The sequence below is a fragment of the Halomonas sp. 3D7M genome (genome assembly GCF_014897885.1).
Taxonomy (GTDB): Bacteria; Pseudomonadota; Gammaproteobacteria; order Pseudomonadales; family Halomonadaceae; genus Vreelandella.
The window spans coordinates 1-15,934 of record NZ_JABUZF010000182.1 but is presented as its reverse complement, the minus strand read 5'-3'; the positions used below and the strand labels follow the sequence as shown (position 1 = coordinate 15,934).

The following is a 15,934-nucleotide window of genomic DNA, read 5'->3' as shown; positions in this document are numbered from 1 at the left end:
CAAAGAGCTTGAATCCCGCGCGCGGCGCTGATGACATCCGAATCCGGATAGCAACCGGGGCCGTATCGCTCACACCTGGAGAATTGCAAGAAAGCGTTAAATGCCTCATCATTAAAAACCAAACAAAAAAGAAAATTAAACCTCGAAAACACAAAAAATAAAAAAATAAATACGAAGCCGTTTAAAAAAAACAGCACACTTAAAACAATTTTTTTAGAAAATAATATTTAGGGAGACTCTGATTAAGTCTCAAAATCAGCGATAATACGGCCATCGTCAACCGCATAGGATTCGTTGCCACCATGGATCAGATCACCTTCTCCGAAGCCGAGTACCAGACCAAAAAGCGCAAGACTCGCCGCGAGATCTTTCTGGAGCGGATGGACAAACTGATTCCGTGGAAGCAGTTGGAGAAGAAGGTCGCTCGTTATTATCCCAAGGGCCAGACTGGCAGGCCACCGTATCCCCTGCCGACCATGCTGCGAGTCCACTGCATGCAGTTGTTCTATAACCTCAGCGACCCGGCCATGGAAGATGCCCTGTACGAGATTGAATCCATGCGGCACTTCGCCGGCCTGAAGTTGGATCGCTTACCGGATGAAACCACCATTCTCAAGTTCCGTCATTTCCTTGAACGCCATGGCCTCGGCAAGGTGTTGTTCAAAGAAGTGAACAAACACTTGGAGAAGAACGGTCTGATGCTGCGCGAAGGTAGCATTGTGGATGCTTCCATCATTTCTGCTCCAAGCTCCACGAAGAACGAGAGCGGCAAGCGTGACCCAGAGATGCACCAGACCCGAAAAGGCAATCAATGGTACTTCGGCATGAAGATGCACATCGGCGTCGATGACACGCTCGGCCTGATCCACAGCATCGATACCACGGCAGCCAACATCCACGACATTGTGCCCGCCGGTAACCTTTTTCATGGTGACGAGCAGCGCGTGTTCGGTGATGCTGGTTATCTTGGGATTCAAAAGCGCGATGAGCATAAAAATCGTAAAAACGTATCCTGGTTCATTGCTAAACGTCCTGGCTCTCGCAAGAAAATGGATGACCGTCAGTTGAAAGCTGAAAAGCTCAAAGCCAGTGCTCGGGCCAAAGTGGAACACCCATTCCGCTACATCAAACAGGTCTTTGGCTACAGCAAAGTCCGCTATCGCGGCCTGGCCAAAAACAGTACCCGGTTGCACTTGCTAGCAGCATTCACCAATTTACTGATCGGTGAAAAATACTTGCTGGCGTAGGGCCAGTGCGCCCGAATTCCGCCAAAACGGCGGGAAACGGGCAAAAAACGAACAAAAAAGGGAAAAATTACGCCGAAATCGAGTTTGAACGGCTTTTTTTCGAATTGAAAAGCGATTCAGCGACAAATCAGGCGTTAATCAGACCCTCCTTAGGAGATTTCAGTGGTGTACGAACCTCGTCCACTCAAGATTAAGAACTTTGGGAATGATCTTTTGTTCAGAAGTGTAGAGGAGCTTAAAGAGACGCTGAAAAAAGAATTCAAGGGAAAGGATACCAGTGTTGTTTTTCGCACTAAGCCCAATGGGATGCGTTCAACCGTTTTTGTGTCGGTGGGTGAGGATGGCGTGATCCGTGAGAGTTACGGCGAAGAACCCGAGGTAGATTTTGACGCCATCTCAGAGCGATTGATGGTGATCTAGCCCATCACGGGCTGTGACAAAGGAGTTTGTTATCACCATGCGCGTAAGACTCCTTCCAAATGCCCGGTGAGGATGTCAAGGGTGCATACTGGGGTAGCCGCTGGTTTGCGGTAACGGATGATCCAAAGACTGCTCGGGTTGAGCAAGTGGATCTGGTATCAGACGGAGTGATTGGCACTAGCGATCGTGTGATCTGCCCGGCAACGCCGGAGCTTGAGGGTTGCCAATCCTGCGAGTCTGAGGAGGACGCTGTTAAGAAGCGCATTTTGGCGCAAACAGAAAGCAAGATTGTTGAGCTGATCTGCGCTATTGAGTTGTCTAAGCTGCGAATTGAGAACAACCGGCTCTTGAAGGACAAAACAGAACTCGCTCAAAATTCTGATAGTAATGATCGGCTCGACATTAAGAAGTGGACGGAGGAGCTAAAAGAACTCCGCCAGTTGCGCCGGGCTAAAGTCATCGTTGCTTGAGGGTTTTGTTATACGCCTCTTGTCGGTTGGCACGGCATTGGCTCTAAAGCGGACGGTACTCTGTAAGCTGGGCATACTTCGTGAACTGCTCGCCGTCCCAGTGCAGTGAGTAGTGTCCCGCCTGCGTAACGGGGCTTGTCGCTGGCGGTCTCAGCAATGCGATCGCTTCCGCCCCCGGAGAGCGCACCGAACTATACAGAATGCCGAACTCATCTGCGTTAATGAGGTTAGCTGCTTCCTGTTGGCCGGGCGCATAGTTCGTATCGTGCATGTACTGGGGTTGATCTCGAAGGTCAACCAGTGGTTCAGCTACGTGCCCGGTGTAGCAACGCACCACTGCTGAGTAGTCGACTCCGACGCCAAAGCCTCGCCAGATCTTGCCGGAATGATAGATCCATTCGTGCAGAGCCGTTTCCAGACTGTCTCCAGCGTAGTACGCACCTCTTGATAGGGTGTTAAAGCGCCCTTCCGACGGATAGCAGAATGAGGCCATAACAGCGCCCCACCCCGGCCCCGCCCGGTAATCTTTGTTGTCGACGTACCGCGGCCAGTGAATAACTCGATCACTGGTTGCGGACTCCAGTTCAGCAAGAATCATGGAGTCCGGGCTTTCAAAGCAGTCAATAGGTGGGTATTTGCTGTGTATGACGCGGTGGTGCTTCCATAGCGGTTTAACGTGTTCCAACTTAATCTCCCTTAACCGCGCATGGCATCCAGATTACGACGAATATAGTACAGAGCTTCCATGGAGCCCTGTTCCAGCAAGTAACGCTTGATTGAGCGTCCCTGCAGCCCCATTAGATCTATGGGTTTCTGGAACCACTCATTAGCCATGCTTTCATGCCCTGCCGGTGTAATAAGAGAAAGTGCTTTATGGATGCCCAGAAGCAAGCTGATTCGGTCCATCATATCCCGGGATACTTCTACGGTTTCACCGTTGTTCACCTTTGCCTGCCACCCAGTCAAAGTGCGACGACTGACGCCTCCCAGAAGAGTGCCCAGATCGTCCATCGTCAGGCCCCAACGCTCACGCCGGTCGAATAGCCAGCGGAGCCCGGCGGTTCCATGAGCACTGGTCAGTGTTGGTCCATCGTGTTGTGGTGGTGCTGTGTCGACAGGATACTGCTCTCGTAGGGCAAGCTTGACCTCCTCCCCTCCCTCAGCTTGCGCTGCCGTCTGACGACGGAAAGGAAGGGGATTCCCTGGTTGTTGCCTTCCAGGTTCCTGCTTCGCAGCCCGTTGCCCTTGGTGATAGCACCTCAGGTCTTACACAAGCTCCACAGGCTTAACCTCCCGTGAGTCCCACGGTAGTTTTCTCATGCTGGCGGAGCTTGTCGGCCCCGGCCAGGATCGCTTTGCCCGATTGAAGTATGTTGCGAGCAGCGTTCACGTCGCGGTCAATGCCTTGGGTGCCACAGCCAGGGCAGTCCCAAGTACGCACGTTCAGTGGCATCTTCTCGGTGATATGGCCACAGTGAAAGCAGCGTTTCGAACTGGGAAACCACTTGTCGATCTGGACGAAATCACGCCCGTACCGTTCGGCCTTGTACGTCAGTTGTTGCGTGAGCTGATGCCAACCCACGTCGCTGATGGCCTTGGCCAGTGAGCGGTTTTTGACCATATTCTTAATTTGCAAACTCTCGGCAGCAATGACTTGGTTCTCGTGAATAAGCTGCGTGGAGAGTTTATGGGTGGCGTCGCGACGCTGGTCGGCCAGCTTGGCATGTACCTTAGCCACCCGAAGCCGCGCTTTGGCGCGGTTATTGGAACCTTTCTGTTTACGCGACAGGTTCCGTTGCGCCCGCGCCAGCTTACGCTCGGTACGGCGTAGAAAACGCGGGTTGGGGACTTTTTCGCCGTGACTGGTGATAACGCGATGCGTCAGCCCCAGATCAATGCCGACCATTTTGGGGGTAACCGGCAGTGGTGTGGCCGCTTCCGCCACCAAAAAGCTGACGTGGTAACGGCCAGCGGTGTCACAACTCACCGTGATACTGCTCGGCGTGCCGGAAAAATACCGACTCCAGCGGATATTGAGCGGGTCTTTTTGCTTGGCCAGCCACAATTTGCCGTCGCGCCAACGAAAACCGTTGGCCATGTAAGTGGCTGATTGCTTGCGCTGCTTCTTCTTGAACGTGGGATACCGCGCCTGACCTTTGAAAAAATTGCTAAACGCCCGATCCAGATGCCGGAGTGACTGTTGCAAGCAGACGTTGGATACCTCGGCCAGAAACGCCGTGTCTGGCTCTTTCTTGAGGCTGGTGAGCGCTTTGGCGGTGGCGTTGTAGCCCATGCGCTCCTGACGCTCGAACCAGGCATCGGTGCGCTGCCGCAGGAAATGGTTGTAGACGTACCGCACACAGCCAAACGTCCGGGCAAGCTGGTCAGCTTGCTCGGGCGTGGGATAGAACCGATAACGGTAGGCGCGATGTGCGGTGGTCATGGCTTGAATCTAACGCGGTAAATATAGCCTGTCAACCAAGAGGCGCTACGCGCCTCGCGCTATCCTTCCCCGGCCTAAAAGGCCGAGGTTTGACGCGCAATTTGATCATGCCCTTACCGCTGCCAATGCCTACTTGCAACGCGAGAACCGGCGGTTGCGTGAGAACGCCCCTGTCAGTGCCACTCCCGACGGCAGTGGCCAGCATCAGGCAACGCTCCCTGCTGCCCGTGCTGAGACACCGACCGAACCCGCCGACATGCCATTCAGCGCGATTACCTTCGCTGCTGATTTGGCATCGTGGCTCAAAAATGACGACCTGGCTCCCTGGCTGCGCCTGGAGGGCTACGATCCGCGTCAGGCAGACTGGATCAAGGCGTTCCAGGAACAGCCGTCCGATGGCCGCTCGCGTTCACGCCTGACCTACCAGCCGGAGGGCGTCGACGCGATCCCGCAGACGTATGCCGATGTCCGTCCGCTCAAGCGCCAGCTCGCGCAGGATGTGTCGCGCCTGACCCGCGACTACAACGCTGCCCTCGATGTCGACATTGTGAAGACAGCCCCCAGCCCTCACACCCAAGGCACCGAATACACCGTGCATGTCACCGGCTTTGATGGCTTCGTGGAGGCTGTGCTGGAGGCCACGGGCCTGCCCTTCACCCACGGCCAGCTCACCCCTGAGCAGATACAGGCACTTGATCCCTGGCGGTCGCTGAAATACTGGCTGGCTGCCGACCTGTTCGCGCCGTCCCCGTTGGTGTTGTCGTTGAGCGTCAATGCCGACATGGAAGCCCCTGGCAGCCCTACCCCTGCCGCCCAGTTTCACCAGGTCGTGCTGTCGCCGGTCGCCTTTGGCGATAACCGCCGCGAGGCCGCCCTTCTGGCCTTCACGCCTCTGGAACACTATCTCTGGTATCTCGGCGGCCAGCATCTCCCTGATATGGGGCTTAAAGCGCCCCATGCGCCTTTTGAACTGGAGGGTCAGCGCCATAAAACATCCAAAATTCCGTCCTTCCGGCAACCTATCTACCACGACCACCTGGGTAGACTCGACACCTATCGGGCGGTTCGTGCGGGTGACGCCAGTGCAATGACCGCTTCGTTTCACCGTCGGGCGCTGACGTGGTTCCAGGTAGACCGCTACCGCCCCGACCTGGGACAAGCCGTGTTCACGTTTACGGTGCCAGCGCAACACCCACGGATTACCGACGTGTCGGCAGCATTTGAGCATGTTCGCGTCGACGACCTGATGCCAGTACGAAACAACTGGATCGGACGCGGGGATGTTCGCCGCGACCACAGCAAGCGGGATATAGGAATTGCGCGGTACGGGCGGTTTTTCTGAGCTTTTCGCACGCGTTTGGCCGTTTTGATCCGGCGAAGAAGATAGATATCGAGACTCACTACCAAAAAAGGAAATCGGGAATGCCAACACACCCTATACGGCCCTGCTGGATACCGCTTGTCGGAGCCGCCAGCGCCCTGCTGCTGTTGGCGGGGTGCGCCAGCCAGACACCGACGGACGTGGCGCTTGAGCGCGAAGCTGCCCTGCACGAACGCGCCGAGACACGCATCAGCGAGCGTGAGACGCGTCAAAGCGGTGTGATCGACTCTATCCCCGCCTGGGTCATCAAAACGCCGTCACCGGACGCTACAGGGCTTTATGGCGCGGGTATCGGCACCAGCACATCACTGTCGCTGGCGCTCCAAAAAGCCAATATCGACGCTCGCCGTCGCGTGGCCCAAGAGATCAATCAAACCTTGTCGGCGGAAAGCACACTGGCCGGTGACGGCGATGCCAGCTTCCAAAGCATCGTTAACACGTTCGTCGATAGCGTGAACGTCGCGGGCGCAGAAGATGTCGAGCGGGTCATCCAGTCGGGCCGTGAGGGCTATCGCGTGTACAGCTTGATCAAGCTGCCCTTCCCCGACGTCAATCGCGCACTGACCGCCTTTACTGACCAGAACGGCCATGCAGGCGACACATTGCGAGCGCAATACCGGCAGCTCATGGAGCGCGTCGACGGTACGCCCCGTTTTGACGCGGCGGCACCATCGCAAAACGCATCCAGCGAGCCTGATCCGCGTTCAGAAGGCCGCCGTCCCGATGCGGTGGTTGCCCTCGACGGCGATATGCCGGACGAAGCCCTGGTGCGAGCGTTGCAGCAGCCGTAGCACGCCCGTCACCCAATCCCATCACATAGAAAAGCGAGACACATCATGGAAAAGAAAAGCGACGTTATCCGCGACATTGCCGAACGCAGCGGCCAATCCCAAACCACGGTTGAGGCGGTGCTGACGGCCCTCGGCGACAGTGTGGAAGCCAACATCGAGGAACAGGAAAAGTATTCCCTGGGTAGCCTGGGCAAACTGGTGCTACGCCAATCGGCAGCCCGAAAAGGCCGAAACCCTGGGACGGGCGACGAGATCAATATCCCCGCCAAAAAGACGATTGCGCTGCGCCCTTCCTCCACGATCAAGGCCGCCCTGAACGCCTGAACCTGAAAAAGCGCCAGCCCCGTCGGGCTGGCAATACCATCACGATCCTAGAAGGAAAACCCCATGCTTCTGAAGAAAAACCTACTCATTGCCGGTGCCATGGCCGGTGTCATGTTGTTAAGCGGGTGCGCAGCGACGCATACGGCGATTAACAAGCGCGAGCTGGCCGTTAGCACCAAAATGTCGGACACCATCTTCCTCGATCCTGTTCCGCTCGACGAGCAAGTGGTCTATGTCCAGCTTCGCAACACTTCTGACCACCAGGAAATCGACATCGAAACCAGTGTCATTTCTGCCATCGAGGCCAAAGGCTACGAAGTCACCCGCGATCTGGACGATGCCCAGTTCTTAATCCAGGCTAATGTCTTGCAAATCGGGGAAACCGATCTGCGCGATGCGTCTCAGGCGGTCGGTGCAGGCTATGGGGCGGCCTTGACTGGCGCAGCACTGGGCGGCACTTATGTTGGCGGTGGCTCTGGGCGCGTGGGGACGGCCATCGCTGGCGCGTTGATCGGTGCGGCGGCAGACGCCATGGTGAAGGACGTTAAATTTTCGATGATCACGGACGTTCGCGTGAGCCGGCGTGTCGACGACGGCATCACCGTCACCGAACAGAATCAGGCGAACTTGAGCCAAGGCAGTTCGGGTACTCGCAGCGTTCAATCAACATCGGCAACCGAATGGCAACGCTACGACACCCGCATTGCCAGTGTCGCCAACAAGATGAACCTTGATTTCGAGGAAGCCCTGCCGGAGCTGGAACAGGGGCTTACAGATGCCATTTCGGGGCTGCTTTAAGCAATACCGTTATTGAAGCGCTACAATAGTCAAGAAGCCACCTTGATCGGTGGCTTCACTTGTTTTGGAAAGACGCTTTTCATGAATACCTTCTATCTGGACACCGAGACAACCGGATTGCACCCCGCGACAGACGAGCTGGTGGAAATTGCCGTGGTCGACGACGCGGGTAATATCGTGCTCGACACCCTACTTCGACCTGCCGAATCGACCGCATGGCCGGACGCCCAGCGCATACACGGTATTTCGCCTGACGACGTAGCGATGGCCCCCACCCGTGAAGACGTGCTACCAGAATTGCTCGCACTGGTGACGGGGGCTCGACTGGTGATCTATAACGCCGATTTTGATCTGGGTTTTCTACCCGAGGTGGCGACTGCCGCAGACCAGGTATCGTGCTGCATGCTCGATTTTGCAGAACATATCGGCGACTGGAACGACTATCGCTGGCACAAGCTCGACTCCGCCGCCAACTATGTGGGCTTTCACTGGCCTGGGTCGAAACATCGCGCTGCCGCAGATGCACTGGCCTGCCGTGCAGTGTGGCAATACTTGCGACGACAGGACGATCAACCTTGACAATTCACTATATCCAGCTCGACAGACCCACACGACATGCTCTGGAGCGCGTCATCGCCATCGCGCAAACGGATACAGGACAGGGACGCATCTGCGCCAGCTTCCTACTGGCTTGGCACAATCCTGACGACAACGGCGGTTTTGGACTGACCGACCTTTGGGGACTGGACGACGACACCGCCAGCGATTGTCGCCTGCTGTTCGATTGGATTTCACGCTACCCTGTCTATCCCGACGAGCTGGGGTACGGGGATGACATGACAATCCTCTGGCGTTGCTGGCGCGACCAATAACATTCCCCGTTGGGGCTTGGTCGATTGAAAAGTCGTGAGACGATATTTGTGAATCCACCGACCAGGAGCCAGCACCATGGACATGGCCAAGGCCGTATCGCTCGACCCCAGCAACCCGAAACACGCCCTTCCCCCAGGCTATCGCGTTGTCGCGTCGCCCTGGGGCTACTATTTCGAGACGACAGCTTTCATCGGCGATGCCAGCGAAGACTTCCCGACCATCGAAGCGGCTTGCCAGAAAGCGCGGGGCCACTACCGGCGCTGGCGGGGCAAACAGCGCCAGCAGCAACACAACACAGAAACGAAGGCTTAACCATGCCCAAAGCGAAAAGAAAACCGAACACACGGCCTTCCAAACGGGACAAAAAGGCGCTCTCTGCACGGAAGCGCAACAAAATGCGCCAGATGACGCGCTTGCTCTATAGCTGGCGCTATGTCGATCATGCCAGGGCCGAGGCGGGTGAACCGATACCCGATCATCACCAGGGCTTTAATCTGCTCACCCCATCGACACCAGAAAAGATCAAATCGACCTACACGATTGCGATCAACACGCCGATGCACTGGCAGGTCATCGTGATTGGCTATGTGCGTGACGGCGACGATGAGTACCGGAGCTGGGCCTGGATCAAAAGTGAGCGCCCTATCGTTGCCGCCGGTGATGGCATTACGCCCCTACTGGCACAAGCCAACGATATTGCGCTGGAGGGGCTAGAGGGAAGTGACGACTGCTATGCCAGGGCAACCATTATGGCCCCGTTCGATGCCAGTCACCCCATTAGCCCTGACCGCTATGCGGCAAGGCTTCAACAGCGGCTTGGGCTCACCAAGGGCGAAGTGCTGGCGCTGGCTGAATGGGGCGAGCCGGAAACCATGTCGGTCGAAAACGATCTGCTCGACCTGGAGATTGCGCGGGAGTTTCAGGCAAGATCAGACGTGGATTAAGCACCTCAAGCGCCCCATCGAGGGCGCTTGATCAGAATGCGCGTTAAACCTCGTGCTTCAGGGGGGGAAGGACATCAAACGCTCAATTGCAGACACGCACATGAACACTGCGATCAGCTTCTGGTAAAGTAACCCCATAAATTGTCGCAACCCGCACAAATCGGCTGGCATACCCACACTGGCCAGCGGGCGGCATCCATTCTGACAACCCCCGCGCGCCCTTACTTCTGTTGAGGCTGGCTTCTACAGGGAACAGGTTGACGGGATCATTGGCAAACCGGATGCGCTTGTCGCGTGGCCAATCAGAAGCACCGTGATCCCAGGCAAACTTGAGCGGTACAACGTGGTCGATGTCGATATCGGACGAGTTCTGAATCACCTCCCCGGTGAAAGGGCTGATCCAGCGCCCACGCGTGACGCGACACCGATCATCACTGGCAAACTGAACGGGTTGTACGGTAGAGGATGCGATAAGCGCTTCTGCCCGGGCATCCTGGCAATCCCCGTCGTCATCCGACCAGCCGTGGCCAAATTGGGAACGACTGTACTCACTATTAGATGTCGTTGAGGTGGCTTGATTTGCTTGGCCTTTAGGTAACCGGCCACCGCTGTCCAGACAGGTCGATAGATCGTCGTAGGGCGTGAAGTTCTTGGTTCGGCTGTAGTACGCGCTTGCCTCGTTGTGACAAATGCCGGAAGTGCTTTTCTTGACGATTCCGGCGTTGGCCAGCGGGGTGATCAGAAGAAAGGTAACAAAGAGAAGGAATAAACGTCGCATACGTATAAGCCTTTTAAATCAGTGGAATACCGTGCTATTTCAGCACGTCTTGCTCACGATGAAAGTGTGAAGGGCTCAATATCTCGAAAGATCCCCGTTTTGGTCATGTCCCGACGTAGGGTGAACGCTTCCACGGCTGCCACGGGATCGACCTGTGCCAGCTGGTCAAAGTGAATGCGAGACCACTGCTCACGGGTCACCTTGATGCTGTAAAGGTATTGATCGTGTTCACCACCGGTGGCGGCATCCACCACCTGACGGTACCCAGATACTCGTGCTTCTTCGACTGTAGGAAGACGGGCAAAAATCGCCCCGATCACGCGAAACGCCACGCCGTGAACGTGATCACGGTAGAGCTTACGCTGGCGAGTGCCACTGAGTTTTCGAGGCGATAGCTTCAGCGCCTTAGCAGGCATCTGCCAGTAGTGATCCGGCATCTCGTCTTCATCCGGCAGATCAATGTCGACGGCGATGGTGCGTTTGTCGCTACCCAGGTCAAAATCAATCGCGGTCTCTCGCGGCCAATCAATCTCTTCCAGCCGTTTGTGCAACACCTGTTGCATGACATCCAAGTCCCTGAAGACGCCTGTCTCTTCGTCGTACTGCCGCGCCAGTTGAGCCTTTTCGAATGCCGCCTTGCGCGCTTCCCAGTGTTCTCTTGCAACATCATAGGCACCTTGGCTATCGTAATGTGCCGCTTCCAGTCGTTCTCGGGTCGGCCGCCATAAATGCTGCCACCAGCTCAAGCGGAGTGGCTCGGGCGGCACTGGTGCAGGTTCATCAAACGCTTTAGGCGCGTAGCCGCGTGTTTCCAGACACGGGGTTGTCCAATGGAGCTGCCCTAGCACATCAATATCCGAATTGCGCTGCTCGCAGATGACCTGCAGGCGCTCCCGTATCATCGCCTCTCCCTGGCGTTTTACTGCTCGGGTGTCCTCAAAGGAAAGCGGTTCGCCATCCGGCCATTGATAACGCACGTCACCCTCATCATCGACCACCAGCTGCAAGTCGATATGCCCCGCCTCTGGCAAGCGTGATGAGACGTTGTCAGATCTTCCAGCACGAGTTTCTCTGGAGAACGAAGTACCTCGGGTTCCTTTCCGATCCAGTTTAGTGCGGTAGGAAAGCCCCGTACCAGGAATGCCGGCATGAGCATGAGCACCGCTGGGTCCAACACTGACACTGGCACCTCGCGGCCCGACCGAGAGCCCCAGCCCCCGTTTGCTGAGGTTAAGCCGAACACCGGGAGCTAGTGTTATCCGCCGCTGAAATCGAAATGCCATTGATGACCCATGTAAAAAATGTTGTTCGGTTTAAAAGCCATGACCCTAGGTTTTGTACGAAAAGTTGGCTCGCAAGCAGCGGTCGATGCATGCAACGCATACCATCGCCTTAAAACTACTCGCCAGCTTTTCATAGCGGGTTGCAACGCGGCGTAATTCTTTAAGCCACCCAAAACAGCGCTCTATTGCATTTCGCTGACGATATTTGTGCTTATCGAATCGTCTAGGCAGTCCTGGCCGTTTCCTTCGATGCATGTTGCGCTGAGCAATCACCGGTTTCATACCATGCTTTTCGCAGTAACGACGAAGCACATCGCTGTCATATCCTTTATCAGCCACCATATAGCAGCAGCGTTTGCGTGGCCTGCCAGTTTTGCCTGGAAGAGAAATCCTCTCCAACGTGGTGACAAAGTGACGAGAATCAGCCTGTTGACCGGGAGATAACGTGAATGCCAGTGGCCAACCATGCCGATCACAAACCAAATGAATTTTGGTGGTTAAGCCGCCGCGGCTTCGGCCGAGCGCATGGTCTAACGGTTCCTCTGAGCCCCCTTTTTACCGCCTCCAGCGGCAGCACGCGTTGCTCTCACAGAAGTCGCATCAATCATCCAAGTGTCCAAATCCATAAGCCCATCTTCACGTAACCTGAGCTGCAAGCGGTCAAGCACTGCGTCAAAAGTGCCGTCATCGCGCCACTTGCGGAATCGGTCATACACCGTCGACCAAGGGCCATAACGCTCGGGTAGATCACGCCACTTAGCGCCAGAGCACAGCACCCAAAAAATACCATTGAGCATTATTCTATCATTTCGCTTGGGCCTGCCCATGGTTTGCGGAGGCGAAACGATATCTTCAATCAATGCCCATCTGTCATCAGAGATTTCGTAACGTCCAACCATTTCTGCCCCCCTATGCTGCTTTTGCATAGGTAAAGTTAGTAGATAAGACTTTTCGTACAAAACCTAGGCTTCGCAATCCGAATTTCGTCTCACATTGCACATATCAGTGCTGGCGTGCAAAATTTTCGATAGCAAGCTGATTACAAGACGTTTCTTAAAAGCCTGCAATGATACCTTTCTCCAGCCAGACGTGTCCCACAGCAATCGCAGGCCCTGGATGAAAACTCATCATTCTGATCGTCATCACCGGCAATAAGATAACTGCCGTCTGATTGGATGTCGGAAATCGCCTTACGAATCTGCTCTTCGCGCTCGTTCGCTACATCCTCATCAAGTGAATAATCCAGTCCGCTGGCGTCATCGTTGACGATAATCATCTGACAGTCCGTACACACCATAAAGTGATCATCGCGTATTTCCAGAGACATCATCACGTCCTTATTTGTTGGGAACTGCCAAAGAAGCATCAAAGCAGTAAGCCTTGTAAAGCTGTTGCGCAGTACCTTGTATTCGCTGCTTTTGATGCAATACTTCCAACCAGGCATCAGGAATGGAAGCCACACCGTAAAATGCACCCGCCAGCTGACCAGTAATAGCCGCTGTCGTATCGGCATCGTCACCCAGATTCGCTGCCATTAGAACCGCATCCTCAAATGACTCAGTTTGCCACAGGCACCATAGAGCAGCTTCCAGGCTCTCAACGACATATCCGCTGCCAAAAATATCGACTCGCTCTTTAACGCGATATTCACCCTCTGCCAATGCATTGATAAGTGAGGGTGCATGTACCTCGGAAGGCACTGACATTAACCAAGCTGTTTTATCGGTGGCCCCCAGAAGCGCATTGCTTATCAGCTGAGACATCAGCCTGCTGGCACTGACGCAAAGTGAAGAGGCATGCGTAGTTTGCGAGCTGAGCTCAGCATACTCACCCAGCATTACTGATCCTGCGTAACGCATTGGAATCGGGGCCAGGCGCATAAGGGAACCATTACCGGAAGATGCTGAAGACTCACTTCCACACCAGGGGGAGCCAGACTGTTGATATCTTGCCAGTGCACCCGCAACCGTCTTACCGATTCCAAAGGCACGTGGACGGGTTGAGTTTTCCCCCTCCTCAGCCCAACGCCAATAGCGTGCCATCTGATCTGCTGCATCAAAGCCATCACAAGCAATCAGACTATCCGCCAGACATAGTGCCATGGCTGTATCATCCGTCCACTCCCCTTGGCGCATCCGAAACTTGCCACCTTCAATCATACCGGTGATCGGTTTAAGCCGGTCGCGAGAATGAAACTCCAACGGTGCTCCCAGAGCATCACCTACGGCCAGACCCAACAGGCATCCTGTCCACCGAGATGGATCCGGTGAAATATTCACTATTGTGCTCTCTCTACGGCAACCGTTTTATCGCTACCTACTTCATAGCCACTGACCAGCACATAACGGCTTCCACGACGATGACTTTTCCATTTGCCTCGGTAAAAACGTTCATCGCGCAGCTGCCGCCAGTAAGGTGAAACGGAATGGGGTGACACCATGGCGGCCACCAGTTCGCGATCATGTCTGTCGTACTCCACCTGCGCAAAGGGCATACCGCCCTTGCCACTGGGGTGCTTATTTTTCATATACGATGGCACGCCACTGTTAAGAGACTCCGGGTAGGCAGACAAATACATACCCAGCGAGACCACATAGCGAATCACGGCATTCAGGATGCGTTGCTCATCGGCGTTCATAGACATACCGGATAGCCCAACGGTCTTCATGGCTTCCCGGTTGATAAAATCCGTCAGCTGTTCCGGCGTAAAAGCTGCCCGTAAAAGGGAAGGATTAAGGGTCGACTGAGGCTCCAGCGGATTATGAATACTGATAGTTAACCACTGCTCCGGCTGAGAGGCAGGCACTTCCATCTGGAAAGAAGAACCATACTGGCGGAGAAAATCATCATACCGCTGTTGAAGAGAGGACGCCTGCATCCAGCTCACCATCACGCCTTCAATGGTATAGCCTTCAAACAGCTGGGCAGTCGGCAGAGAAATCGTACTGAACTCATATGGCCAGGCAAACGAATCACCTTGCACCTTGCTCAAAGACACCTGCTGTAACCAGGCCGAAAGCGAGGGTTCCGGCACGATGATTCGCCCCTGACGCTCATGCCAGTATTCGAGCACAAGTGCCTCACCGTTGATACTGGTCATGGTTCTGGGGTCTTCTACCAGATCAAGAAACACTTCCTTTTCATGCTTCTTGGGCAACCCTACCTGCTTCAGGATGGAGCGGGTGAAACGACGTGTGAAACTGGGATAATGACGATAGGTACTGGCGGCGGACATCCGCATCTCCTTGCAATCTACAGCTGCCCCATACTTTGCCGCAAAAGCCTGCACGTTGCACAGTCCCGCTACATCAGAAACTGGAAAGGCTGGTTTCGGCCAGGAGCGGTCTTTTAGGAGCCGTTGATATAGCGCTTTAACGCCCGCAGTACGTGCAACTTTGTAATGAAGGCGCAGCCGCAATGGAAAAGCCGTAGCTGTGCCTGCGATTGTTAGGCAATCTCTTCACTTGGCCATGCTCAAAAGGTAGTTACGACCTTGAGCGGTAATATTCCATGCAATTGATCGGCGTGATGTGACAATTTGGGATGCTAAACCCTTTTCTTCCAAGCCAGCCATGAGCTGTCGCACGGCAGATACGGAAAGCTCTAAATTCTGAGCAAGACCGGTCGCCGTTCTGAAAGTGAAAGGACTGTCTTCGATCGCTTGCAATGCCTCTCGCTCTTGAGCAGAAACCTGAATCGTGGCGATTTTCCCAAATTGAGCGTCAGAGACATCGTCAGCATCGACTTCAGTTTCTCTAACTGCCATTGCCTCGACCTTTTTAGCCACATCGCGAAGCTTTGCGGAAAAGCCTACGCCGCTGAACTCAGAAAAATTTTCCAACCTCAGAAACGCCATGCAAACAGCAGAGAAGCCCGCCACAACGGCCATCTCTGCAGCTTTCCCTAATAAAGCCAGCACAACAAGAAGTAAGAATGATAATGGCACGAGCACTGAGAAAAGATCATCGTTTGAGGCGGTAAAGCTACAAATTCTGCCTAATACCTTCGTTTGACGCTCTGACTGTCTTTCTTTTTGAATCGACATACGACTCCCCTAAGTCAACAATTCGCCTAATGCCTCATATGACCGGCAGCAATAAACAGAGCGTCGAAGGAGCGGCGCTTATTGCTGCCCGAGTGCATGTGATCGTTATAACTTACCTGAATCCGTGAAGCTGGCGC

21 protein-coding genes are annotated in these 15,934 nt (G+C 54.8%); 11 read left to right on the top strand and 10 right to left on the bottom strand.

The features are described from left to right. Nucleotides 1-302 precede the first annotated feature (302 nt). The 3 genes from INT22_RS10445 (at nucleotide 303) to INT22_RS10435 (ending at nucleotide 2,137) form a co-directional block, all read left to right on the top strand. Nucleotides 303-1,247, top strand: coding sequence for an IS5 family transposase (locus INT22_RS10445; RefSeq protein ID WP_193068189.1), 945 nt, complete (start codon nucleotides 303-305; stop codon nucleotides 1,245-1,247). Nucleotides 1,248-1,409: 162 nt separating this feature from the next. Continuing rightward, the gene (locus INT22_RS10440) at nucleotides 1,410-1,667 is read left to right on the top strand and encodes a hypothetical protein (RefSeq protein WP_193068188.1); all 258 of its coding nucleotides are present in this window, start codon (nucleotides 1,410-1,412) and stop codon (nucleotides 1,665-1,667) included. A gap of 59 nt (nucleotides 1,668-1,726) precedes the next feature. Continuing rightward, the gene (locus INT22_RS10435) at nucleotides 1,727-2,137 is read left to right on the top strand and encodes a hypothetical protein (RefSeq protein WP_193068187.1); all 411 of its coding nucleotides are present in this window, start codon (nucleotides 1,727-1,729) and stop codon (nucleotides 2,135-2,137) included. A gap of 43 nt (nucleotides 2,138-2,180) precedes the next feature. Here the strand turns inward: INT22_RS10435 and INT22_RS10430 are convergent, their stop codons facing one another. From INT22_RS10430 to INT22_RS10420, 3 genes are all read right to left on the bottom strand, one after another. Next, nucleotides 2,181-2,822, bottom strand: a complete 642-nt coding sequence (locus INT22_RS10430; RefSeq protein ID WP_193068186.1) for an RES family NAD+ phosphorylase — start codon at nucleotides 2,820-2,822, stop codon at nucleotides 2,181-2,183. 11 nt (nucleotides 2,823-2,833) lie between these two features. Beyond that, on the bottom strand, nucleotides 2,834-3,148 hold the full coding sequence (locus INT22_RS10425) for a hypothetical protein (protein ID WP_193068185.1): 315 nt from the start codon (nucleotides 3,146-3,148) through the stop codon (nucleotides 2,834-2,836). Between the two features lie 274 nt (nucleotides 3,149-3,422). Further along, entirely contained in the window at nucleotides 3,423-4,580 is a 1,158-nt protein-coding gene (locus INT22_RS10420) for an RNA-guided endonuclease TnpB family protein (protein WP_192539822.1), read from the bottom strand. A gap of 154 nt (nucleotides 4,581-4,734) precedes the next feature. Here INT22_RS10420 and INT22_RS10415 point away from each other — a divergent pair, with 154 nt between their 5' ends. The 8 genes from INT22_RS10415 to INT22_RS10380 all read left to right on the top strand — a co-directional run bounded on the left by INT22_RS10415 (nucleotide 4,735) and on the right by INT22_RS10380 (nucleotide 9,691). After that, a complete protein-coding gene (locus INT22_RS10415; protein ID WP_193068184.1) occupies nucleotides 4,735-5,922 on the top strand; it encodes a hypothetical protein in 1,188 nt (395 codons plus the stop codon). A gap of 80 nt (nucleotides 5,923-6,002) precedes the next feature. Continuing rightward, nucleotides 6,003-6,752, top strand: a complete 750-nt coding sequence (locus INT22_RS10410; protein ID WP_193068183.1) for an LPP20 family lipoprotein — start codon at nucleotides 6,003-6,005, stop codon at nucleotides 6,750-6,752. Between the two features lie 45 nt (nucleotides 6,753-6,797). Continuing rightward, nucleotides 6,798-7,076 carry an HU family DNA-binding protein gene (locus INT22_RS10405; RefSeq protein WP_193068182.1) on the top strand — a complete coding sequence of 93 codons (279 nt, stop codon included), beginning with the start codon at nucleotides 6,798-6,800 and terminating at the stop codon, nucleotides 7,074-7,076. 63 nt (nucleotides 7,077-7,139) lie between these two features. Continuing rightward, nucleotides 7,140-7,874 carry a complement resistance protein TraT gene (locus INT22_RS10400; RefSeq protein ID WP_226912593.1) on the top strand — a complete coding sequence of 245 codons (735 nt, stop codon included), beginning with the start codon at nucleotides 7,140-7,142 and terminating at the stop codon, nucleotides 7,872-7,874. Between the two features lie 12 nt (nucleotides 7,875-7,886). Beyond that, entirely contained in the window at nucleotides 7,887-8,453 is a 567-nt protein-coding gene (locus INT22_RS10395; RefSeq protein WP_226912592.1) for a 3'-5' exonuclease, read from the top strand. After that, nucleotides 8,450-8,746 (top strand): DUF7673 family protein, encoded by a 297-nt coding sequence (locus tag INT22_RS10390; RefSeq protein ID WP_225736277.1) that lies wholly within the window; start codon nucleotides 8,450-8,452, stop codon nucleotides 8,744-8,746. The genes INT22_RS10395 and INT22_RS10390 overlap by 4 nt, the downstream gene beginning before the upstream one ends. 76 nt (nucleotides 8,747-8,822) lie before the next feature. Further along, nucleotides 8,823-9,059, top strand: a complete 237-nt coding sequence (locus INT22_RS10385; protein ID WP_193068181.1) for a hypothetical protein — start codon at nucleotides 8,823-8,825, stop codon at nucleotides 9,057-9,059. Nucleotides 9,060-9,142: 83 nt separating this feature from the next. Continuing rightward, nucleotides 9,143-9,691 carry a hypothetical protein gene (locus INT22_RS10380; protein ID WP_193068180.1) on the top strand — a complete coding sequence of 183 codons (549 nt, stop codon included), beginning with the start codon at nucleotides 9,143-9,145 and terminating at the stop codon, nucleotides 9,689-9,691. Nucleotides 9,692-9,773: 82 nt separating this feature from the next. Here the strand turns inward: INT22_RS10380 and INT22_RS10375 are convergent, their stop codons facing one another. The 7 genes from INT22_RS10375 to INT22_RS10345 all read right to left on the bottom strand — a co-directional run bounded on the left by INT22_RS10375 (nucleotide 9,774) and on the right by INT22_RS10345 (nucleotide 15,797). Continuing rightward, nucleotides 9,774-10,469 (bottom strand): HNH endonuclease family protein, encoded by a 696-nt coding sequence (locus tag INT22_RS10375; RefSeq protein ID WP_193068179.1) that lies wholly within the window; start codon nucleotides 10,467-10,469, stop codon nucleotides 9,774-9,776. A 53-nt stretch (nucleotides 10,470-10,522) separates the two neighbouring features. Continuing rightward, nucleotides 10,523-11,752 (bottom strand): DUF4236 domain-containing protein, encoded by a 1,230-nt coding sequence (locus tag INT22_RS10370; protein WP_193068178.1) that lies wholly within the window; start codon nucleotides 11,750-11,752, stop codon nucleotides 10,523-10,525. A 45-nt stretch (nucleotides 11,753-11,797) separates the two neighbouring features. Beyond that, nucleotides 11,798-12,651 (bottom strand): IS5 family transposase gene (locus INT22_RS10365; RefSeq protein ID WP_193068177.1). Its coding sequence is split into 2 segments (ribosomal slippage): nucleotides 11,798-12,309 and nucleotides 12,309-12,651, totalling 855 coding nucleotides; the frame shifts between segments, so codons are not numbered across the junction. A 140-nt stretch (nucleotides 12,652-12,791) separates the two neighbouring features. Continuing rightward, nucleotides 12,792-13,028, bottom strand: a complete 237-nt coding sequence (locus INT22_RS10360) for a hypothetical protein (RefSeq protein WP_193068176.1) — start codon at nucleotides 13,026-13,028, stop codon at nucleotides 12,792-12,794. 61 nt (nucleotides 13,029-13,089) lie between these two features. After that, a complete protein-coding gene (locus INT22_RS10355) occupies nucleotides 13,090-14,031 on the bottom strand; it encodes an ADP-ribosylglycohydrolase family protein (RefSeq protein ID WP_193068175.1) in 942 nt (313 codons plus the stop codon). After that, a complete protein-coding gene (locus INT22_RS10350; protein WP_193068174.1) occupies nucleotides 14,031-14,987 on the bottom strand; it encodes a hypothetical protein in 957 nt (318 codons plus the stop codon). The genes INT22_RS10355 and INT22_RS10350 overlap by 1 nt, the downstream gene beginning before the upstream one ends. A gap of 225 nt (nucleotides 14,988-15,212) precedes the next feature. Further along, on the bottom strand, nucleotides 15,213-15,797 hold the full coding sequence (locus tag INT22_RS10345) for a hypothetical protein (protein WP_193061741.1): 585 nt from the start codon (nucleotides 15,795-15,797) through the stop codon (nucleotides 15,213-15,215). Between the last annotated feature and the right edge of the window lie 137 nt (nucleotides 15,798-15,934).